A 20,977-nucleotide genomic window follows, 5' to 3' on the forward strand; every position below is an offset into this window, starting at 1 on the left:
GGAGGCTCGGTCAGGACTTCGGTACGTCGATCCGGTCGATGTCCGGCGCGTAGCCGGTGCCGCTGTCGAAGGTGATCGTGTTGGCGCCGGCCTTGAGTGTCACGGGCACGTACACGCTGGCCACGGTGGACCAGTCGCCGGTGGCGGGGAGCTTGTGGCGGGTGGCGCCGCCGCCGTTGGCCGTGATGTCCACCGAGCGGGCATCACCGCTGATGTAGGAGACCTTGATCTGGTAGGTGCCGGCCTTCGCGACGACGACGTCGTTGAAGGTGAGCTTGCCGCCGAGGTACAAGTTGCCGACCTTCTTTCCGTCGGAGCAGGCGGAGCAGCCGGCGACGGAGGCGTTGCCGCCGAGGGTGTTCGTGGCGGACTCGGCCTCGTAGCCGCTGTAGGTGAGCGCGGTGCCGCGCGGGGTGACCGTGAACAGGCGGGAGCCGTGGGCGGGCAGGGCCTGGGTGACCTTGTTCTTGTAGGTGCCGAGGTTCTCGTGGTTCCACAGGTCACGGACGGACGCGTTGCCGTTGAAGCCGAGGGTGGTCCAGTCGGCGGTGACGGCGGCGGGAGCGTCGGCGAGGTTGAACAGGGCGACGGTGTAGGTGCCGTCGGCGTTCTTCGCGGCCCAGACCTGCTGCGGGTCGGACGGGGTGACCGGCTGTGCGGGCGGGTTGGGGCCCTGGTCGATCGCGATGACCTCGCGGTTGGTCAGCAGGGAGAGGCCGTAGGAGTCGAGGCGGGTGAGGTCGTCGCCGGTGTACAGCGGGGACTTGGCGATGGCCCACAGGGTGGCGTAACTCTGCCGTTCGGCCTTGGTGAGGCCGTCCATCTGTCCGTTGCCGACGTCGAGTGAGTCGAGGTCGTTCCAGCCGCCGGGTCCGGCGTGCCGGGTCCAGGCAGGGGTGTCGTCCCAGCGGTCGTCGACCGAGTTCTCCCAGCTGACGAGGGTGTTGCAGTAGCACTCGACGTCGGTGTCGATGCGCCAGCCCTGCGAGTACTTCTTCCAGTCGGCGGCGTGCCCGATGTCGAGGGACCAGGAGACTTCGAGGTGGATCGGGCGGCCCGTCGCAGCTATGGCCCTGTTCCAGGCGGCCACGTCGGCAACGTTGTCGTACTGGTCGCCGCTCTTGCCGGAACCGGGACCGACGCCGTCGAGCTTGAGGAAGTCGTAGCCCCAGCCGGCGATCAACTGGGCCTGGGAATCGATGTACTTGCTGGTGCAGGGCTTGGAGAAGTCGAGCTTGTACGCGCTGTCCCAGCCGTTGGTGGTGCGCAGGTCGTCGTAGACGATGTCGGCGGTGGCGCAGCCGTCGGCGTTCCAGACCGGCGTCTTCCCCTGGCCGTACGCCCCTTTCTCCAGGCCGGCCGGGAGGTAGATGCCGGCCCTGAGGCCCTTCGCGTGGATGCGGTCGGCGACGGCCTTCATGCCGCTGGGGAAGCGGACCGGGTCGGGCTTCTGGCGGCCGTACTGGTCGAACCCGGACTTCCAGGTCTTGTCCATCCACCAGCCCGCGTCGATGTTGACGTACTCATAGCCGTACTTCTTCAGCTTGGCGGCCAGGGCGTCGGTCTGCTTGAGGACGTTGGCCTCGGTGAGGTAGCTGTAGTCGCCGTCCGGGTTGAGGCCGGGGTACTTGGAGGACTGCATGCTCCAACTCGACCAGCCCATGTAGGGCTTGGCGGCGAGGGCGGGTGCCGGGGTGTCGGCGGCGTGGGCGGTGGGGGCGGCGACCGCGGTGAGGGCGAGCACCAGCAGGGTTCTGGCGGGCATGGCGAAGTACGAGGATGACCGCATGGGTCGTACCTCCAATGGGGTGCGGGTGGGGTGCGGGTTCTATCGGCTCGTGTCCGGGGCGATGAAGGACTGGATGGCTGTGGCGGCGGCTCCGCGAGCCCACTCGTCGAAGGGCAGCGGGTGGGTGCGGACGTCGCACTGTGCGGCGGAGCCGAAGGCGGCCGCGACGAAGGCGTCACGGATCTGCTCGGCGAACAGGTCGTAGGCGGCGAGTCCCTCGCCGGAGATGATCACGCGTTCGGGTCCTAGGAGGTTGGCGACGGTGGCGATGCCCCGGCCGATCGCCTCCCCCGCGCGCGCGTACACGTCCCGGGCCCCGGCGACGCCTCCCCGGGCCAGGGCCAGGGCCGCTTCGGCGTCGGGGAGTTCGACGCCGGTGGCCTCGCGGATCTGCCGGACGATGGCGGCCTCCCCCGCGATGGCCTCGACGCAGCCGCGGTTGCCGCAGTGGCAGGGCGGGCCGGTGGGATCGACGGTCACATGGCCGATCTCCCCGGCCACTCCGTGCGCCCCGGCGACCACACGGCCGTGCACCACCAGGCCGCAGCCGATGCCGGCGCCCACGGTGACCACGGCGAAGTCGGACAGGCCCACCCCGGCGCCGAACCACTGCTCGGCGACCGTCAGGGCGCGTACGTCGTTGTCGACGGTGACCGGCAACCCCGTGGTCATGGTGGCGAGTTCGGCGAGCGGGACGTCGCGCCACTCCAGGAACGGCGAGTAGCGGACGGTGCCCTCGGCCCGGTCGACATCGCCGGAGACCGCGATGCCCAGTCCCAGCACGGCGGCCGTGGAGTCGTCCGCCTCGGCGAGGAGCCGCTGGACGAGTTCCGTGATGCTCGCGAGCACCGTTCTCGGGTCCCGGCCGGGCAGCGGCAGATGGCGGGCGACGCGGATACGGCAGCACAGATCGGTGAGGACCCCGATGATCTCGTCGCCGGTGACCTTGACGCCGATGAACAGGGCCCGCCCGCCGTCGACCCGCACGAGGTTCGCGGGCCGGCCGAGCGCCGGGCGGGCCTCCTCGTCCAGACCCTCCATCAGGTAACCGGCCTCGATGAGCGGCCGGACCGCCTTGGTGACGGCGGCCGGGGACAGGCCCACGCGCCGGGCCACCTCCAGGCGGGGCAGGGGGCCCTGGGACAGGACGGTGGTGAACACCTGGGAGGCGGCGGGTGTGTTGGCGGGAAACGTCTCGGCGCGAGGGGTGGGGCGCATGGCCGGGAACTTAGAGGGATTCTTTTCCTTCGTCAATAAAAGAAGCAGCATCGGCTGTGCGTTCCTGAAGAGACTTCTGTGCCGACCGGGGCGGTCAATCATCACTTTTGATGCTCTTCATGGCCATACTCTCCGCATTCGTACCGGAACTGACGAAGTGACAGGAGATCAGCCGGATGGCATCAGCACGAGTGGTGGTCGGGACGGTGGCCGCAGCGGTCCTGCTGCCCCTTCTCGCGGTCCCCGCCCACGCCGATTCGCCCACCGCCCCCGCGGTGGATCTCGCAGGTCTGCGCGGTGTGTTGCGCTCCGCGCTGGCGCAGGGCGCGCCGGGGGCCATGGCCCGGATCGACGACGGGCGCACGGTGTACCGGGCCGCGGCCGGCGTCGCGGACCGCGGGAGCGGGCGGGCCATGGGCGACGCCGACCGGTTCCGTATCGGCAGCGTCAGCAAGACTTTCACCGCCGTCGTCCTGCTCCAACTGGTGGACGAGAAGAAGCTGGAGCTGGACGCGCCGGTCAACCGCTATCTGCCCGGGCTCCTGCCGGACGACCGGATCACGGTGCGGCACGTCCTGAGCCACCGGAGCGGCCTGTACGACTACACGAACGACATGTTCGCCAAGACGGTTCCGGGGTTCGAGGCGGTCCGCAAGCAGGTCTTCACGCCCCGGGAACTGGTGAAGCGCTCCCTCGGCCGACCGCGCACGAACGCGCCGGGCGCGGTGTACTCGTACTCGAACACCAACTTCGTGGTCGCCGGAATGCTCATCGAGAAGCTGACCGGGAACCCGGTGCGGACCGAGTACCAGAACCGGATCATCGAGCCGCTGAAGCTGCGCGACACGTTCTATGTGCACCCGGACATGAAGATCCCCGGCCCGCACGCCCGTGGCTATCTCACCCCGGACCAGGCCGGCGCCCCGCTCGTCGACGCGACCGAACAGACCGTGTCGTGGGCGCAGAGCGCGGGTGCGCTCATCTCCAGCACTCGGGACCTGAACACTTTCCTGTCCGCCCTGCTCGGCGGCCGGCTCACCTCGGCCGCGCAACTGGCGCAGATGGAACGGTGGATGCCGGCGTCGGGCAGCGGCCAGGCGTACGGCCTCGGGCTGCGCCGCCGCGATCTGTCGTGCGGGATCTCGGTGTACGGCCACACCGGTGCCGTACAGGGCTTCTACACCTACGCGTTCGCCTCGAAGGACGGCAAACGCGCGCTCGCGGCGGTCGCCAACACGTCCAACAACGGCACGGTCCTCAACACGATGCTGCGCACCCTGGACTCCGCGTTCTGCGGCAAGGCGGTCAAGGCGGTCAGGGCTCCGCGCGGCAAGGCTCCCATGGAGCGGCACGAGGACGTGGCTCCGGCGCTCACGCTGGACTGAGCGCACGCCGGGAACCCCTGCGCCCCGGTGTGCGTTTTCCGGGCGAACGACGACATCAGGGCGGCACGATGAGCGAGTTGGTTCCCGGGGGCAATGTTCCCCTCCCCGCAGGGGCCGTCGCCGTGCGGGTGCCCGGCCCCTTCGACGTGTCCGCCCTCGTCACGGACGACGGCGGCAAGGTCCGGGGCGACGCGGACTTCGTGTTCTACAACCAGCCCTCCGCCTCCGGCGCCCGCCTCTCCGGCGACACGCTGACCGTCGACCCCCGGCGACTGCGCGCGGGCGCCACCAGGGTCACGGTGGTCGTCACCCCTGCCGACCCCGGCACCCCCCTGGGCCGACTGCCCGCCCCGGTCCTTCAGGTCACGGGTGCGGGCGGTCGCATGCTGGCCCGGTTCACGCCACCTCCGATCCGGCAGGAGACGGTGCTGCTGCTCGCGGAGATCTACCGGCGCGGCGACGGCTGGAAGCTGCGGGCGCTCGGGCAGGGGTACGCGGACGGACTCGCGGGGCTGGCACGGGACTTCGGGGTGGACGTCGTGGACGACACGCCGACGCCCGCGGCGCCTTCCGCGTCGCTCACGGCACCGGGGACACGTCGGGCCGCTGCTCCCCCGGTCCGGACGCCCACGGCAGCGGGTGAGCGCCCCGCGGCCGCTCCCACTGTCCGGACGCCGACGCCACCGGGGACACCCCCGGCGGCTCCTCCCACTGTCCGGACACCCATGGGGCCGAGAACGCGCCCTGCCACTCCTCCCGCCACGCGGACACCGACGCCACCGGAGACGCCCCCTGCAGCTCCCCCCACCGTCCGGACACCCATGGGGCCGAGAACGCGCCCTGCCACTCCTCCCGCCACGCGGACACCCACGGCACTGGGGACACCCCCTGCGGCTCCCCCCACAGCCCGGACACCCACGACACCCGGGACACCCCCTGCCACTCCTCCCGCCGCGCGGACACCCGCGGCATACTCCCCCGCCCACCCGCCGCCTCCGAGCCGCCCCGCCCCCATACCCCGCACCAGCCCCGCGTCGACCCCCTCCCCCGACCTGGCCGGCTTCCTCACCTTGGTCAACTCGGCTCGTTCCACGGCCGGTTCACCCCCGGTCGCGCTCGACCCCCGGCTCACCGACGCTGCCCGCGCTCACGCCTCGGCCATGGCCTCCGCGGGCCGGCTCGGTGTGGAGGGGCCGGACGGCGTCTCCGTCTTCCAGCGGCTCACGGCCACCGGATACGCGTATGTCACCGTCGGCGAGCACCTCGTCTCCGGCCCGCGCAACCCGTCCGAGCTCGTCGAGTACTGTCTGCGCACCGAGCAGCCCCGGCGCACCCTGCACGCCCCGGCCTTCAGTCACGTCGGACTGGCACACGCCACGAAAGGCCGCTCCGGCGACACGTACTGGACGGCTCTGTGGGCCCGGCCGCTCACGCCCGCGGACCTGACACGGACCGCCGACGAGGTCGTCGGCCTCACCAACCGCGAGCGCGTCCGGGCGGGCCTGGCACCCCTGGGCGTCGACCCGCTCCTGGCCCGTGCCGCGCAGGCGTACAGCACCGACATGGCGGTCCGCGCCTTCTACTCCCACACCTCGCCGGAGGGCACCCAGCCCTGGGACCGGGCCGCCGCCGCGGGCTCCACCCGCCGCTCGATCGGGGAAAACATCGCGTGCGGCCAGCGCTCCGCGGACGAGGTCGTCGAGGGCTGGATGAACAGCCCCGGGCACCGCGCCAATATCCTCAAGCCCGACTTCACCCACATCGGGATCGGGTTCGCGGGCGGCGGCCCGGCGGGCACGTACTGGACACAGCTGTTCGGGGCCTGAGACCGGCCCCACCGACGCAAGTCGGTCCGCGATCTTGGCGGAGGGAATCCCTCCGGGCCAGGATGCCCCCATGAAGGGTGACCTCTTTTCCAGTGAGCACATGGTGCAGCCGGCCACGCAGCCGGGCATGACGGTCGAGAACTCCAAGTGCATCAGGTACGCGGTGCACGGCGAGATGCTCGCCCGCCAGGGGGCGATGGTCGCCTACCGCGGCAGTCTCCAGTTCGAGCGCAAGGGCCAGGGCGTCGGTGGCATGCTCAAGCGGGCCGTCACCGGCGAGGGACTGCCGCTGATGGCGGTGCGCGGACAGGGTGAGGCCTGGTTCGCGCACGAGGCCCAGAACTGTTTCATCGTCGACGTCGAACCGGGTGACGAGTTCACGGTCAACGGCCGCAACGTCCTGTGTTTCGACGCCTCGCTGGCCTACCGCATATCGACCGTGAAAGGCGCGGGCATCGCCGGCGGCGGTCTGTTCAACAGTGTCTTCACGGGCCACGGCAGGCTCGGCCTGGTGTGCGAGGGCAACCCGCTGGTGATCCCGGTCTCGCCGGAGTTCCCGGTGTTCGTCGACACGGACGCGGTCGTCGGCTGGACGGCGGGCCTGGGCACCTCGCTGCACCGTTCGCAGTCCATCGGGTCGATGCTGCGCGGCGGTTCCGGGGAGGCGGTGCAGCTGATGCTGCAGGGCTCGGGATTCGTCGTCGTACGGCCGAGCGAGGTGACCCCGCAGAAGGCTCAGCAGCACTGACACCCCGGGCAGTGATCTGCGCCTCACAGGCAACCCGTCCGGCTCCGTCCTCGTCTTGACCGGCAACGGATGACGCCCCGGCCTCCGGGCCGGGGCTCATTTTCGAGGCACTATGCACGCCATGTATACACAGCACGTATAGATGAGGTGTATACGGACGGAAAGGCATACATGTACGGCAAGGCATTCGCCCCGGAGTACCAGGGCGCGCTCACCGATCTCTCCGTGAACTCCTCGCTGGACGACGTACTGGCCGCCGGCACCGAGCAGTTGAGGGCGGCCGAGCGGGCCGGACGGCACGAGGAGGCCGCGCGCTCCGGACTCGCGGTCGCCGAGGCGCAGCGCAGGCTCGGCCGGGTCGCCGACGCCGACCGGGCCTGGAAGGCGAGTTACCGGGCCGCCCGCCGGGCCGGGGACACCGCGGGCATGGCCTGGGCGCTGTGGAGCGGCGGGACGCTGGCCCGCCAGCGCGGCGGATTCGCTCTGGCCCGACGGCTGTTGAGGCTCGCGGCCGAGCTCGGTGAGCGTGGCGGGGATGTCGTGGTGCGCGGTTACTCACTGGCGGGGCTGGCCGAGACCGGCCGTATCCAGGGGGACTACGAGGCCGTCGGCCGGCTGCACGAACAGTTGCTGGCCGAGGCCAGGCGGCGCGGTGAGGCACGGCACACGGTGTGGGCGCTGTCGGGCATCGCGCAGATGCACCGCAACACCGGGTCCTACGACACCGCGTTCGCGATGTTCGAGGAGGCGGCCCAGATCGCCGCGGGCGCCGACGACCGGCGCGGTCACGCCTGGGCGCTGCGCGGGCTGGCCGACCTCGCCTCCGTGCGCGACGGCGACACCGAACGGGCCCTCGCCCTGCTCTCCGAGGCGGAGACCACGTGTCGGGAGATGAACCTGTCCAGCGCGCTGGCCTACAACCACAAGATGCGCGGCAACGTCCTCTACCGGGCCGGGCGTTACTCCGAGGCCCGTGACCTGTACGAGCAGGCGCTCGCCGAGTTTCGCGCCATGAGCGAACCGCGCGGTGAGGCCCTGGCCCGGCTCGGGCTCGCCAAGGCACTGGCCCGCCTGGGCCGCGACCGCGCCGAGACCGCGGCCGAACTGGACGATCTGGCGCGCGTGTTGGAGCGGACCGGGCTGCGGCACGCACGGGAGATGGTGACCCGGGCCCAGGAGGAGTTGGGTGTGCGGGCGGAGGCGGTACGGTGACCACCCTTGTCGCTCCCGAAGTCCTCGTTCGCAGCTGCGAGTTGGTCCAGCCGGCCCTCCAGGAGGCCGTCAGCGGACTGCACCCCTGGGTGAGCGAGATGGCCGCCTACTCCTTCGGCTGGTGCGAAGTGGGCGGCGCTCCGGCCGTCGCGTCCGGCGGCAAGGGGGTGCGGCAGGCGCTCGCCGTGCTGGGTGCCGAGGCGGCCGGTGCGCCCGGGCGGGCCGGGGTGCCCGCGGCGGTCGCGGTGGAGCTGGTACACGTCTTCTCGCTGCTCCACGACGACATCATGGACGGCGACCCGGCCCGGCGCGGCCGCCCCACCGTGTGGAAGGCGTACGGCACCGGGCCGGCCGTTCTCGCGGGCGACGCCCTGTTCGCCCTCGCCGTCGAGACCCTGGCCGACGCCGGCGCCGACGCCGTACGGCTCCTGTCCGCGGCCCTGTCCGAGCTGGTGCGGGGGCAGGCGGACGACCTGCTGTTCGCCACGCGCCCCTGGACGGGACCGGAACGGGTGCGGCCGGACGAGTACCGGGCCATGGCCGAGCACAAGACCGGGGCGCTGCTGGGCTGCGCGGCGGCGCTGGGCGCTCTGCTCGGCGGGGCGCCCCCGGCCACGGTGGCCGCGCTGGACCGGGCCGGACGGCATCTGGGGGTCGCGTTTCAGATCGTCGACGACGTCCTCGGCATCTGGGGCGATCCCCTGGTCACGGGCAAACCCGTGCACGGCGATCTGCGGGAGCGGAAGAAGACGTTCCCGGTACTCGCCGCGCTCGACTCGCCGACTCCCGCGGCGGGGCGCCTGGCACGGCTCCTGGAGTCCGACGGGGCCCCACAGGAGATCGCGGCCCTGGTCGAGGAGTGCGGCGGCAGATCGGCCGCGCTCGCCGAGTCACGCCGTCACCTCGCGTCCGCGGAGACGGCGTACGAGCTGCGGCCGTTGCTGGACTACCTCCTGCGGCGCGATCTCTGATACCGAGTTGACCTGCACGGTCCGCGGGGACAGGGTCGACAGGAGCTCTCCTCGCCGGAAGGAACCGTCTTGATCGGGATCACGGACATCGAGCAACAGGCCGGGCTGATCGCCGGACACGTCGTACGCACCCCGACCCTGCCCAGCCCCGGTCTGTCCGCGCTGCTCGGTGCGCCCGTCACCGTCAAGCTCGAACTCCTCCAGCGCACCGGCTCGTTCAAGGCGCGCGGGGCGACGGCCAAGCTGCTGTCGCTGAGCGAGGCGGAGCGGGCGGCCGGGGTCGTGGCGGTCAGCGGCGGTAACCACGGGATCGCTCTCGCCCACATGGCGGCGGCCCTCGACATCAAGGCGACGGTCGTGATGCCCCGCTCGGCGCCCGCCCGGTCGGTGGAGATCGTGACGGCGGCCGGGGCGTCGCTGCGGCTGACGGACGACATGGACGGTGCCTTCTCGCTCGTGAACCGCTTGCGGGACGAGGGGCTGACACTGGTCCACCCCTTCGACGACCCCCTGGTGATCGCGGGCCAGGGGACGGTCGGGCTGGAGTTCGCCGACGACGCGGGCGACCTCACCGACGTCCTCGTCAGCGTCGGGGGCGGTGGCCTGATCGCCGGGGTCGCGGCGGCGCTGCGCGCGCGTCGTCCCGGTGTCCGGGTCTGGGGTGTGGAGACCGAGGGTGCCGAGGCCATGTCCCGGGCGCTCGCCGCGGGCGGACCGGTGCCGGTCCCGCTGTCCTCCGTCGTGTCCACGCTGAGCGCCCCGTCCGTCGCGCAGTTGACCTACGACCATGTGGCGGCTCTGGTCACCGAGGTCCTCGTGGTCCCCGACCGGGAGGCCGTGCGGGGCTGCCTCGACCTCGCCGACCACGCCAAGGTGTGGGGCGAACCCGCGGCCGGATGTCTCCTGCCCGCCGCCCGGACGGTGCTGGAGCGGGTCGGCGACGACTGCCGGCTGGGCCTCGTCGTGTGCGGCGGCAACGCGACCACCGCCGACGTCATGGCCTGGGCCGGGCGGTTCGGGCTGCGGTGAGAGAGGTGGCCGACTCCGCTCGTTCTACTGACTCCTGAGTCAGAAAATGAACAATCAGAAAGCGGATTCCATCGGTTGCCGTTTTGATTGAACACACCCCGCCGCACCCGCCGTACCTCTGTGAAAGGTGAGAGCCAGGGGTTCAGCGAGGGATGACATGGTCAAGGCGCACGTCTCCACACACGAGTGGATCGCCGGACGGTACCGGCCCCTGGACGTCCTGCACCGCGAGACCAACCGGACCTGCTGGTACGGCGAGGACGCCTCGACCGAACGCCCCTGCCTGCTCACCGAGATCGGTCTGCCCGCCGGCACGGACGAGGAGACCTCACTGCGCACCGCCGCGGGAGTCGTCCGAATGTCCAAGACGATGCGGCTGCTCTCCCCCGGCCGGATCGCCGCGGTCGTGGACGCCGTGGCGCAGGAAGGCACGCTGTGGACCGTCACCGAGCCGGTCGACGGCATCCCGCTGGGCGAACTCCTCGGCCGGCAGGGGACGTTCGACCATGTGCGGGCGGCCCGCATCGGCCTGGAGCTGCTGGAGGTGCTGGAGGCGGCGCACGGCGAGGGCATCACCCACGGCGAGCTGAGTCCCGGCCAGGTCTTCGTGCACCACCGGGGCTCGGTCGTCGTCACCGGCTGGGGCCTGGCCGGCGCGACCCTCGCCCCACGGCTGTCGGCACCGTCGTACGCCTCCCCCGAACAGGCCCGGGACGAGCGCATCGGGCCGGCCGCCGACCTGTGGGCACTCGGCGCGATCCTCTACACGCTGGTCGAGGGACGTCCGCCGTTCCGTGACCGCGACCGTCCCGCGGCCACCCTGAAGGGGGTCGACCGGCTCCCGCTGCGGGCGCCGGTGCGGGCCGGACCTCTCACCCCGACCGTGCAGGGGCTGCTGCGCAAGAGCTCCCAGGAACGGCTGAGCCGCACGGCCGTGCGCACCGCGCTCCTCCGCGTCCTCGACGAGGATCCCGGCGCGGCCCCGCCGGAGGAGCACAGGTCCCGGCTGCGCGTCCTGCCCGGCGTGGCCCCGGGCCGCGGCAGCCGGCTGCTCATCGCGGGGACCGCCCTGGCCGTCGTCACGGTGGCCGCCGCCGTCCTCACGGTCACCAAGGCGCTGCCCGACGGCGACAGTTCGGCGACCGGTGAGGCGCCCGTTCCGTCCGCGTCGGCCTCCGCCTCCGCGCCCGCCCCGGCGCCGCCGGCCCCCACCCCGTCGGTCTCCGCCCCCGGCAGCCGCACCGACGAGAGCTCCGGCGCGCCCCCGACGCCGGCCCCCACACCCACGCCGAGCAGGACGGCCACCCCCACCGCGGGCACGGGGCTGCCGCCCGGATACGCCGGGTACCGCTCCCCCGAGGGCTTCTCCCTCGCCCTCCCCAAGGGCTGGAAGCCGCTGGAGACCTCCCGCCAGGCCGGCCTCGCGTACCGCGTCACCTTCGGCGCCTCCGGCGACCCGCGCACGCTCGCCGTCACCTACAGCAAGGCCGTCGGCACCGACGCCGTGGCCGTGTGGCGCGACGACGTGGAACCGGAACTGAAGGACCACCCGGGCTACGAGCGCCTCGGTGACATCCGCGCGACGACCTACCAGGGCCGCGAGGCCGCCGACATGCAGTGGGTCGAGGACGTCGACGGCACCCGGGTGCGCACCTTCGGCCGCGGCTTCCTCATCGGCGGGGGCCGCGGCTACTCACTGCGCTGGACGACCCCGGCGGCCGACTGGAACGACGCCGCCAACCGGCAGGCCCTGGACACCTTCTTCAGCACCCTGCGCGTGCCGTCAGACTGAGCGCGGCGCCCGCATCCGCCGCAGCGGGCCGGCGTGCAGGGGCTGGGTGCGCCAGCGCGCGGTGAACGTCCGGTCCTCGAGCGAGCATGTCACCAGCAGGTGGTGCGGGGTCTCCAGGAACGCCAGGTCGACGACGAGGGTCGCCGCGTCGGTCCAGCCGCCGCTCACCGCGACGGGCAGGGGCTCGTCGATAACCGTCCAGCCCCCCTCCCCGGTACCGAACCCCAGTTCCAGCCGGTCGCCGTCGTCGACCAGGGTCACCCGGCCGCCCGGATCCACCTCGATCGCGGTCAGGGTCGGCTGGCCGGAGCACGTACCGCCCTGGGGCGTGAATGCGGCGGTGCTCCAGTCCTCCGCCCGGTCCGCGGGAGCGGGCTTGCCCTCCGCGGGCGGCACGGCGAGCCCCGCCAGGCGGTCGGCCAGGGCCGCGTCCGCCGCCGCACCGCCGGGCAGCGGGTCGGCGCCGAAGGCGGGCAGCAGATGCTTCCAGGCCAGGTCCAGGACCTTCTGCATGTCCACGGTCTCCGAGGTGATCGCGAGCACCGCGTCCTGCTCGGGCAGCACCACGCAGAACTGCCCGTAGGCCCCGTCCCCGCGGTAGCCGTGCCGGGCGATCCAGAACTGGAAGCCGTAGCCCTGCTGCCAGTCCGGCCAGTCGCCCAGCGGCGGTGTCTCGTGCGCGATCTGGACCCGCGTCGCCTCGGCCACCCACGACTCGGGCAACAGCCGCTCGCCCTCCCACACCCCGCCCCGCAGATACAGCAGGCCGAGCCGGGCGATCGCGTCGGTCGTGGCGTGCAGCCCGCTGAAGCCGAGCTCGCGGCCTCCGCGGTCGGGGATCCAGGCCACCTCGCCGATGCCGAGCGGGTCGAACAGCCGGGGCCGCAGGTACTCGGTGAGTTTCTGGCCCGTGACGCGCTGGACGATCGCGGCGAGGGTGTAGGTGGCGGGCTGGTTGTAGGCGAAGACGGTGCCGGGGTCCCGGTCCGGCGGGACCAGCAGGAAGCCCCGGACGAGTTCGTCGCGGTCCTGGGCGCGCGCCCGGTCCAGCGTCTCCTCCGCATGACCGCTGGCCATGGACGCCACATGCCGGACGAGCATCGCGCGGCTGCGCGGGTCGGTGATGTCGGCCTCGAACTCCGGGAAGTACGAGATCACCGGGTCGTCCAGCCGGATCAGCCCCTCGGCGACGGCGAACCCGGCGGCCGTGGCCGTGAAGCTCTTGCTGAGCGAGTAGAGCAGCTGGGGCCGGTCCGGGGCGTACGGGGCCCACCAGCCCGAGGCCACGACCTGGCCGTGGCGCAGCAGCATCAGGCTGTGCGGCTCGAGGTGCGGTTCGGCTTGGAGGGCGTCGAGGAAGGCCCGGATGCCGGCCGCGTCGACGCCCTGGGCGGCGGGGGTGCTCGTGGGCAGGGAACTCATACGCGCATCCTCCCCCGTTCGCCGGTCTTGATCGAGAGGGTCTGGGAAGCCCGTTTTCCCCTCCGGTCACCGGGGACCCGGACCCCATGGTGCAAATCGGATACACGATGATGACCGAGCAGGCCGGGCCCCGTGAGCTGGTGGGCCATGTGGTGCGGGCCGAGGAGGTGGGTTACGACTTCTCGGTGACCTCGGACCACTACTTCCCGTGGCTGCGCTCGCAGGGACACTCGCCGTACGCGTGGAGCGTGCTCGGGGCGGCCGCCCAGGCGACCTCGCGCATTCCGCTGATGACGTACGTGACCTGTCCGTCCTTCCGCTACCACCCGGCGGTGGTGGCCCAGAAGGCGGCGACCATGCAGCTGCTCTCCGAGGGCCGCTTCCGGCTGGGACTGGGCTCGGGCGAGAACCTCAACGAGCATGTGGTGGGCGGCGGCTGGCCGTCGGCCGACGTCCGGCACGAGATGCTGGAAGAGGCGGTGGAGATCATCCGCGCGCTCTTCGAGGGCGGTCATGTGAACCACCGCGGAACCCACTTCGACGTGGAGTCGGCCCGGCTGTGGGACCTCCCGGACGAGCCCCCGCAGATCGGACTGGCCGTCTCCGGCGAGCAGTCGTGCGCGCTGGCGGGCCGCCTCGCCGACCTCGTCATCGCCACGGAGCCCAAGGCGGGCCTGCTCGAGGCGTTCGACCGCAACGGCGGCGAGGGCAAGCCGCGGGTCGGGCAGCTGCCCGTCTGCTACGACCCCGACCGGGACACGGCGATCAAGCGGGCGCACTCCCAGTTCCGCTGGTTCGGCAACGGCTGGAAGGTCAACTCCGAGCTGCCGCACCCCGACGCGTTCGAGTCGGCCACCCAGTTCGTCACCCCCGACGACGTGGCGGCGTCGATCCCGTGCGGCGACGACCCCGACGCCTTCGTCGAAGCCGTACGTCCGTACGCGGAGGCCGGCTTCACCGAGATCGCGCTGGTGCAGATCGGCGGCGAGTCCCAACCCGGGTTCCTGGACTGGTCGGAGAAGACGCTGCTGCCCGCGCTGCGCGACGCGTTCGCCTGAGCGGGCCAGGTGCCGGGGCGGCACCCGGGGGTGCAATAGGCTTCCGAGCCGCACAGCGTGCGGTCCGACCGAGCCTGCCCAGGAGAAGCACCCGTGACTCTAGCGATCGACCAGTCCGACACGACCTCCGAGGCCCCGGCCAAGACGTCCGGCGCGCCCCTGTCCGACCTCGTCGCGCGGGACGCCCGCGAGTTCGGGGTGTACGCGCGGACCGGCGGCTGGGCCTTCGGCCTGATGGTGGCGCGCAGCGTGCGGCCCGGCGGCCAGAGCGCGGACGAGACGCCGAAGGTGTCCGCGAAGGAGTTCGCCGAGCTCGCCGGCTGTTCGCCCGAGCGCGTCATGCGCTACTACAAGGCCTGGGACCGGGCCGCCGACGACGGCATGGTCCCGCACTTCGAGGCGCTGGCACCGGGCCAGGAGGTGGAGCTGCCGGACGCGGACGTGTGGCTCGACTACTACGTCTCGCGCAACAGCGCGACCTCCGAGCGCGGCACCGCCATCGCCGAGGCCGCGGAGGCCGAGGGCATCCGGCCGACAAAGGCCCTGGAGGTCGCCGAGAACCCGACCGCGCTGCGCGCCGCGATCCTCGCCGACCCCTCCACCGCCCGGGCCGCGCGCAGCGCACTGCTCGACCGGATCAAGGAGGACCCGGAGCTGCAGGCCTCGCTGGCCCGGGACGTGGTGCGCACGGACGACCTGAAGAAGGCCGTGGCCACCGAGAGCAGGGCGGCCGACCGGATCGGATACGTCCGTCAGATCGCCGAGTCCGGGCAGGTGAAGACCCCGGCCGGGCAGACGATCGACGCGCCTGTGGACCTGCGGCAGGAGGCCGAGCGGCACCTGTCCCTTCTTGAGGAACTGGAGGAGGACGAGGACACCGGCGAGTGGGCGGCCGAGGCGTTCGACACGATGAAGTCCCTGGTCGCCGAGGCCGTGGAGGCCGACCCCGAACTGCGGGTCCAGGAACGGCGGACGAAGTTCTACAACAGCCTCCAGAGGGCGACCAAGGTGTTCGAGGAGCTGACCTTCGACGACGCCCAGGACTTCTACGAGGACGACATGGTCCAGCAGCTGGAGGAACTCCAGCAGGCGATCGCCTCGTGCATCACGGCCTTGCGCACCGCGAAGGGGAATCACCCGGTCGGCTGAGCATCTTGGCCGTGGAAGGGGTACTAGAGGGCTCTACGTCGTTCTTCCCGGAGGCCCCCAGGTGAACTCCTTCGTCCCCAGAACCGCGCACAAGACTCTGGTCGTGCAACTCCAGGCGGGCGGCACGGGCCGGTGCCCCGTGCTCGCCCACCTGGGCTACGACGCGGCGGACCCCTTCGCCGTCACCGCGGTGTTCAGCCATGACGGCCGGGTGCTGGCGCGCTGGCGGCTGGACCGGGAGATGCTCGCCGAGGGCCTGCGCGGTCCGGTCGGGATCGGGGACGTGCGGCTCAGCCCCGTCTCGACCGGTGTCTGGGAGGAACTGCGCATGGAGTTCTTCGGCGACGCCCGCTCCGACGGGGGCCGACAGCACGCCGTGGTCTTCGCGTGGGCCCCGGCGCTGGCGTCCTTCCTGCGCGAGACCCGCGACATCGTGCCGCCGGGGCGGGAAGAGGTCAGGGTGGACGACTTCCTCGCCTCGGTCATCGCGGGCGGCTGAGACAGGGGCTTGCGCGTACGCGGCCTGAGTAGCCGTACTCATGCCGCCGTCGCCTGCCTGTCCGACGATGAGGGCTCCTACGACAAGGAGCACCTCATGACCGCTGTGCGACGGCCCCTGCCGGTCCTGCTCGCCTGGGCGGTGGTCGCAGCGCTGGCCCTGTCCGCCTGGGGCCCGCGCGACCGCACCACGTGGTTCCTGGAGACCGTGTGGGTCCTGGTCGGGCTGCCGCTGATCGTGCTGACGTGGCGCCGCTTCCCACTGACCGACCTGCTGTGCTGTCTGCTGGCGGTCCACGCGCTCGTGCTGATCGTGGGCGGTCACTACACCTACGCGCAGGTCCCGCTCGGCGACTGGGTGCGGGACACCTTCGGGCTCGAGCGCAATCCGTACGACCGTTTCGGCCACCTCATGCAGGGCTTCGTGCCGGCGGTTCTCGTACGGGAGCTGCTCAGCCGTACCTCACCGCTGCGGGGCAGTCGCTGGCTGGCGCCGCTGACGGTGTGCGCGTGCCTGGCCTTCAGCGCCGTCTTCGAGATGCTGGAGTGGGCGGCCGCGGTGACCGGGGGTCAGGCGGCGGACGCGTTCCTTGCCACGCAGGGCGATGTGTGGGACACCCAGTGGGACATGTTCTGCGCGCTGATCGGTGCCACGGTGTCCGTCCTGGTCATGAGCCGCCTGCACGACCGGCAGCTGGACGGGACGGGCGTCACTGCGTCGTATAGCGGCGCCGGGTCCACAGAGGCAGGACGAACCAGCACAGCAGGTACCAGGCCACTACTGCCGTGACGAGCCAGGGCACCCAGGCGTCGTGGGTCGCGACCCGCAGGATCAGCAGCAGGGCCGCCGTCATCGTCGTCAGCAGGAGGACGAGGCCCACGAAGGTCAGGCGGGAGGCGATCCGCACCGCCTGGGGTTTGATGCGCCGCCCGGAGACGAGACGGTGCAGGGAGACCGGTCCTATGAGTGCTCCGGTGGCGCAGGAGCCGAGGACGACGGTCACGATGTAGATGACCTGGTCGGTGTGGGCCAGGTGGGCGTACTTCGGGGTGAACACCACGGTCAGCAGGAAGCCGAACAGGATCTGCACACCTGTCTGTGCGACGCGGATCTCCTGGATGAGTTCGCCCCACATGCGGTCCGCGCGCTCTTCCTCGGTCTCGTCGCGGCCCGTCCGTCTCACCGTATCCACCATGCGGTCCGTGTATCCGGTGCCTGATCGTTCAAACAGCAGGGCTCCGGGGGCGGTCGGACGGCCGCTCGCGGAGCCCTGCGGACCTCACCAGCGGTTCTCGACCTGATCCTTGATGCGACGGTCGTAGAGGTCGCGGATCGCCGCGAGGGTGTCCTCGGACAGTGGGGGCAGCTTGGCCGCGGCCGCGTTGGCGCGGGCCTGTTCGGGGTTGCGGGCGCCGGGGATGACGGTGGTGACGCCGGGCTGCTCGATGATCCAGCGCAGGGCGAGCTGGGCCGGGGTGTAGCCCTCGGGCGCCAGTGCGGAGAACTCCGCGGCGGCCTCGACGCCGGTCGTGTAGTCGACGCCGGAGAAGGTCTCGCCGACGTCGAAGGCCTCGCCGTGCCGGTTGTAGGCGCGGTGGTCGTTCTCCGGGAAGACCGTGTCCTTGGTGTACTTGCCGGACAGCAGACCCGAGGCCAGCGGGACCCGGGCGATGATGCCGACGCCCGCCTCCTGTGCGGCGGGCAGCACCTCGCGCAGCGGCTTCATGCGGAAGGCGTTGAGGATGATCTGCACGCTCGCCACGCCCGGCCGGGCGATCGCGGTCAGCGCTTCCTCGGCGGTCTCCACGCTGACGCCGTAATGGGCGATGCGCTCTTCCTCGACCAGGGTGTCGAGGGCGTCGAACACCTCGTCCGTGGAGTACACGGGCGTCGGCGGGCAGTGCAGCTGGACCAGGTCGATGCGGTCGACGCCGAGGTTGCGGCGGGAACGGTCGTTCCAGGCACGGAAGTTGTCGAGGACGTAGTTCTCGGGGATCTGGTCGACGCGGCGGCCCATCTTCGTCGCGACCAGCACATGCAGGTCGGGCCTGCCGCTCAGGAACGTGGCGATGGTCTGCTCGCTGCGTCCGTCGCCGTACACGTCGGCCGTGTCGAAGAAGGTGACCCCGGACTCGGCCGCCGCCTCCAGCACCGAGAGGGCTTCCTTGTCGTCGACGTCTCCCCAGTCGGCCCCCAGCTGCCAGGTGCCGAGTCCGACGACGGATGCGTGCTGCTGCGACCTGCCGAATGTGCGCTCGTCCATGGCGTCAGTCTGTCATCAGTCGCCGAGCCGCGCGGAACGGGTGGCTCCGGGGCGGGGCCTGTGAATTGTTCACTCACATGGGTGACACGTTTCGACGTAGGGCATGCACGTGTCAACATCCGCCTAGCGTGACACCGTGACTGATCGTTCTTTGAGCAACCATCCCCGGGAAGACTCGTCCTGGTCCCGTCGCGGCTTCCTCCTCAGCGCCGCCGGCCTCGCCGCCGTACCGATTCTGCTGCCGGCCGATCCGGCGGCCGCCGCCGAGGAGCTGCCCGGCTTCCCGGCGGACGTGGCCCTGCACCGCTCGGCCTACCGGAACTGGGTCGGCGAGATCACCGCCGACGGGCTGTGGGCCTGTGCGCCCACCGGACCGGACCAGGTGGTCGACGTCGTCAACTGGGCCTGGCGGCACGGCTGGCGGGTCCGCGCGCGGGGCTCCTCGCACGGCTGGTCGCCCCTCACGATCACCGAGGGCACCGCGTCGGACGCACCCGTCCTCCTCGTCGACACCGCCTCCCACCTCACCGGCCTGTCCCTGGACTCCGCCTCCGCCGTGCGGGCCAGTACCGGCGTCACGCTGGAGGCGCTGCTCACCTATCTGGAGGGGCACGGACTCGGGGTCACCGCCGCGCCCGCGCCCGGTGACCTCACCCTGGGCGGCGCCCTGGCGATCGACGCGCACGGCACCGCCGTACCGGCCGACGGGGAGAAGCGGCTGCCGGGACAGACGTACGGCTCGCTCAGCAATCGCATCCTGTCGCTGACGGCGGTGGTGTGGGACGAGGACAGCGGGGCGTATGTCCTGCGCACTTTCGGCCGCGCCGAGGCCGACAGCGCGGCCCTGCTCACCCATCTCGGGCGGACCTTCGTCACCGAGGTCGTGCTGCGGGTGGGCGCCGACAGCAATCTGCGGTGTGTCAGCCGGGTCGACATTCCGGCGGCCGAGCTCTTCGCGGCGCCCGGCGGTGACGGGCGGACCTTCGCGAGCTTCCTGGAGGAGGCCGGGCGGGTCGAGGCGATCTGGTTCGCCTACACGGAGTTCCCGTGGCTGAAGGTGTGGAGTGTGGCGCCGACCAAGCCGCTGACCTCGCGGCGCGTGACCTCGCCGTACAACTACCCCTTCTCCGACAACGTCCCGACCGTGGTGGCGGATCTGGCCGGGCGGATGGTGTCGGACGCGGCCTGGTATCTGGCGCCGGTGCTCGGGAACACGCAGCTCGACGTGGCGACGGTGGGGCTCACGGCGACGCTGTCGGCAGACATCTGGGGGCCGTCCAAGAACACGCTGCTGTACATCAAGCCGACGACACTGCGCGTGACCGCGAACGGCTACGCAGTACTGACGAGCCGGGACCAGGTGCAGCGGGTGGTCTCCGAGTTCACGGACTTCTACCGGGAGCGGCTGGCCGCGTACACCGCTCAGGGGAAGTTCCCGGTCAACGGGACGGTGGAGATCAGGGTGACCGGGCTCGACGACCCGGCCGAGGCCGAGGTGGCCGGGGCGCGGGCCCCGCTCCTTTCGGCGCTGCGGGCGGATCCGGCGCGTCCCGAGCGGGACACCGCGGTGTGGCTGGACATCCTGACGCTGCCGGGGACGCCGTACGCGGAGGCCTTCCTGCGGGAGATCGAGCGGTTCCTGTTCGACGGCTACGAGGGCACGCGCGTCGAGTGGTCCAAGGGCTGGGCCTACACGGACGATGCCGTGTGGGCGGACGAGGAGGTGCTGGGGACGACGATCCCCGGGTCCTTCGGTGAGGCGGTGTGGGGGCAGGCGGCCGGCGTGCTGGACCGGCTCGATCCGCACGGCGTGTTCGGCAACGCCTTCCTGGACCGCCTCTTCCGTTAGGGCGTCAAGTGGGCCTGCACCGTGGGGGCGTAGCGGTCCACCAGGTCCTCCACGGCGGTCGCCCTCAGGTCGGTGGCGCGGGCGATGCCGTACATCACGCCCAGGCCCAGGAGGGTGCCCACCGCCAGTTCGGCGCGCAGGCCGGGGTCGGAGCCCGGCAGGCGCTCCGCGAGGCGATCGACCACCTGGGCACGGAAGTTGACGCGCAGGATGTCGCCGTGTTCGCCCTGGACGGGGGCGAAGGCGATCCGGAGCAGGGGGTCGGCGCCGCGTTCGATCTGGCCGGTGAGGACGTGCCGGACCATGTGGCGGCCCAGTTCGTCCAGAGGGGCGTCGAGCAGGGCCGCCGCATCGGACTCGAAGGACATGACGCGGGCGAGGAGGGCGTCCTTGTTGCCGAAGTACTTCACGATCAACGGCGGGCTGACGCCTGCGCGTTCGGCGACCGCCTTGAGGGTGATGTCGGCGTGGGGGGTGCGGGCCAGGAGGTAGCGGGCCGCCTTCAGGATGGCGGCTTTCGTCGTCTCGGCGTCCCGGCGGGCGGGCGTGGCGGTGGGGGGCGTGGTGCTCACGACACTCATGCTCCCTCCATCGCCTCGTCCCGCGCCCCCCGGGTACGCCCCCGGTCCCGGCACGGCCCCACGGAGGCGAAAGCGCCCGAGACGGCCCGCACCGCGCCCCGAGACAGGCGACCCCGACCACCCCCGCAACCCGAGAGCGGGCGCATCGCACTCACAGCACTCATGCTCCCTCCAGCACCTCGTCCC

Annotated in this window: 18 protein-coding genes; 12 read left to right on the forward strand and 6 right to left on the reverse strand. The window is 71.8% G+C overall.

What is annotated here, in order from left to right; translation table 11 throughout:
• Nucleotides 1-10 precede the first annotated feature (10 nt).
• Both ABZT06_RS06460 and ABZT06_RS06465 read right to left on the reverse strand, forming a co-directional pair.
• Complete coding sequence (locus ABZT06_RS06460) at nucleotides 11-1,789, reverse strand: carbohydrate-binding protein (RefSeq protein ID WP_355735765.1); 1,779 nt, start codon at nucleotides 1,787-1,789, stop codon at nucleotides 11-13.
• Nucleotides 1,790-1,828: 39 nt separating this feature from the next.
• Nucleotides 1,829-3,007: an ROK family transcriptional regulator gene (locus ABZT06_RS06465; RefSeq protein WP_355735769.1), complete on the reverse strand. Its 1,179-nt coding sequence runs from the start codon at nucleotides 3,005-3,007 to the stop codon at nucleotides 1,829-1,831.
• A 191-nt stretch (nucleotides 3,008-3,198) separates the two neighbouring features.
• On the opposite strand from ABZT06_RS06465, the gene ABZT06_RS06470 reads away from it, so the two are divergent.
• The 7 genes from ABZT06_RS06470 (at nucleotide 3,199) to ABZT06_RS06500 (ending at nucleotide 11,970) form a co-directional block, all read left to right on the forward strand.
• Nucleotides 3,199-4,392 carry a serine hydrolase domain-containing protein gene (locus ABZT06_RS06470; protein WP_355737014.1) on the forward strand — a complete coding sequence of 398 codons (1,194 nt, stop codon included), beginning with the start codon at nucleotides 3,199-3,201 and terminating at the stop codon, nucleotides 4,390-4,392.
• Nucleotides 4,393-4,460: 68 nt separating this feature from the next.
• Nucleotides 4,461-6,218 carry a CAP domain-containing protein gene (locus ABZT06_RS06475; protein ID WP_355735772.1) on the forward strand — a complete coding sequence of 586 codons (1,758 nt, stop codon included), beginning with the start codon at nucleotides 4,461-4,463 and terminating at the stop codon, nucleotides 6,216-6,218.
• Nucleotides 6,219-6,288: 70 nt separating this feature from the next.
• A complete protein-coding gene (locus ABZT06_RS06480) occupies nucleotides 6,289-6,966 on the forward strand; it encodes an AIM24 family protein (RefSeq protein WP_355735775.1) in 678 nt (225 codons plus the stop codon).
• Nucleotides 6,967-7,137: 171 nt separating this feature from the next.
• Nucleotides 7,138-8,178 (forward strand): tetratricopeptide repeat protein, encoded by a 1,041-nt coding sequence (locus ABZT06_RS06485; RefSeq protein WP_355735778.1) that lies wholly within the window; start codon nucleotides 7,138-7,140, stop codon nucleotides 8,176-8,178.
• Nucleotides 8,175-9,149 carry a polyprenyl synthetase family protein gene (locus ABZT06_RS06490; protein ID WP_355735782.1) on the forward strand — a complete coding sequence of 325 codons (975 nt, stop codon included), beginning with the start codon at nucleotides 8,175-8,177 and terminating at the stop codon, nucleotides 9,147-9,149. Before ABZT06_RS06485 ends, ABZT06_RS06490 begins: the two co-directional genes overlap by 4 nt.
• A gap of 69 nt (nucleotides 9,150-9,218) precedes the next feature.
• A complete protein-coding gene (locus tag ABZT06_RS06495; protein WP_355735783.1) occupies nucleotides 9,219-10,178 on the forward strand; it encodes a threonine/serine dehydratase in 960 nt (319 codons plus the stop codon).
• A gap of 157 nt (nucleotides 10,179-10,335) precedes the next feature.
• Complete coding sequence (locus ABZT06_RS06500; RefSeq protein WP_355735785.1) at nucleotides 10,336-11,970, forward strand: serine/threonine-protein kinase; 1,635 nt, start codon at nucleotides 10,336-10,338, stop codon at nucleotides 11,968-11,970.
• Here ABZT06_RS06500 and ABZT06_RS06505 read toward each other — a convergent pair.
• Entirely contained in the window at nucleotides 11,962-13,392 is a 1,431-nt protein-coding gene (locus ABZT06_RS06505; RefSeq protein WP_355735788.1) for a serine hydrolase domain-containing protein, read from the reverse strand. The genes ABZT06_RS06500 and ABZT06_RS06505 overlap by 9 nt on opposite strands.
• 86 nt (nucleotides 13,393-13,478) lie before the next feature.
• On the opposite strand from ABZT06_RS06505, the gene ABZT06_RS06510 reads away from it, so the two are divergent.
• The 4 genes from ABZT06_RS06510 to ABZT06_RS06525 all read left to right on the forward strand — a co-directional run bounded on the left by ABZT06_RS06510 (nucleotide 13,479) and on the right by ABZT06_RS06525 (nucleotide 16,887).
• Nucleotides 13,479-14,450: an LLM class F420-dependent oxidoreductase gene (locus ABZT06_RS06510; RefSeq protein WP_355735790.1), complete on the forward strand. Its 972-nt coding sequence runs from the start codon at nucleotides 13,479-13,481 to the stop codon at nucleotides 14,448-14,450.
• Nucleotides 14,451-14,543: 93 nt separating this feature from the next.
• Nucleotides 14,544-15,599, forward strand: a complete 1,056-nt coding sequence (locus ABZT06_RS06515) for a hypothetical protein (RefSeq protein ID WP_355735793.1) — start codon at nucleotides 14,544-14,546, stop codon at nucleotides 15,597-15,599.
• A gap of 61 nt (nucleotides 15,600-15,660) precedes the next feature.
• On the forward strand, nucleotides 15,661-16,098 hold the full coding sequence (locus tag ABZT06_RS06520) for an SsgA family sporulation/cell division regulator (RefSeq protein ID WP_355735796.1): 438 nt from the start codon (nucleotides 15,661-15,663) through the stop codon (nucleotides 16,096-16,098).
• 96 nt (nucleotides 16,099-16,194) lie between these two features.
• On the forward strand, nucleotides 16,195-16,887 hold the full coding sequence (locus tag ABZT06_RS06525) for a DUF2238 domain-containing protein (RefSeq protein WP_355735799.1): 693 nt from the start codon (nucleotides 16,195-16,197) through the stop codon (nucleotides 16,885-16,887).
• Here the strand turns inward: ABZT06_RS06525 and ABZT06_RS06530 are convergent.
• Both ABZT06_RS06530 and ABZT06_RS06535 read right to left on the reverse strand, forming a co-directional pair.
• Nucleotides 16,808-17,293 carry a DUF6328 family protein gene (locus ABZT06_RS06530; protein WP_355735801.1) on the reverse strand — a complete coding sequence of 162 codons (486 nt, stop codon included), beginning with the start codon at nucleotides 17,291-17,293 and terminating at the stop codon, nucleotides 16,808-16,810. The two genes, ABZT06_RS06525 and ABZT06_RS06530, sit on opposite strands and share 80 nt — an antisense overlap.
• An 84-nt stretch (nucleotides 17,294-17,377) precedes the next feature.
• Entirely contained in the window at nucleotides 17,378-18,361 is a 984-nt protein-coding gene (locus ABZT06_RS06535; RefSeq protein ID WP_355735804.1) for an aldo/keto reductase, read from the reverse strand.
• Nucleotides 18,362-18,512: 151 nt separating this feature from the next.
• On the opposite strand from ABZT06_RS06535, the gene ABZT06_RS06540 reads away from it, so the two are divergent.
• Nucleotides 18,513-20,210, forward strand: coding sequence for a cholesterol oxidase substrate-binding domain-containing protein (locus ABZT06_RS06540; protein WP_355737017.1), 1,698 nt, complete (start codon nucleotides 18,513-18,515; stop codon nucleotides 20,208-20,210).
• On the opposite strand, the gene ABZT06_RS06545 is transcribed toward ABZT06_RS06540, so the two are convergent.
• Nucleotides 20,207-20,791 carry a TetR family transcriptional regulator gene (locus ABZT06_RS06545; protein ID WP_355735807.1) on the reverse strand — a complete coding sequence of 195 codons (585 nt, stop codon included), beginning with the start codon at nucleotides 20,789-20,791 and terminating at the stop codon, nucleotides 20,207-20,209. The two genes, ABZT06_RS06540 and ABZT06_RS06545, sit on opposite strands and share 4 nt — an antisense overlap.
• Nucleotides 20,792-20,977 lie beyond the last annotated feature (186 nt).

Origin of the sequence: Streptomyces sp. NPDC005483 (assembly GCF_040606035.1) — a bacterium.
In the GTDB taxonomy this organism is placed as follows: Bacteria; Actinomycetota; Actinomycetes; order Streptomycetales; family Streptomycetaceae; genus Streptomyces.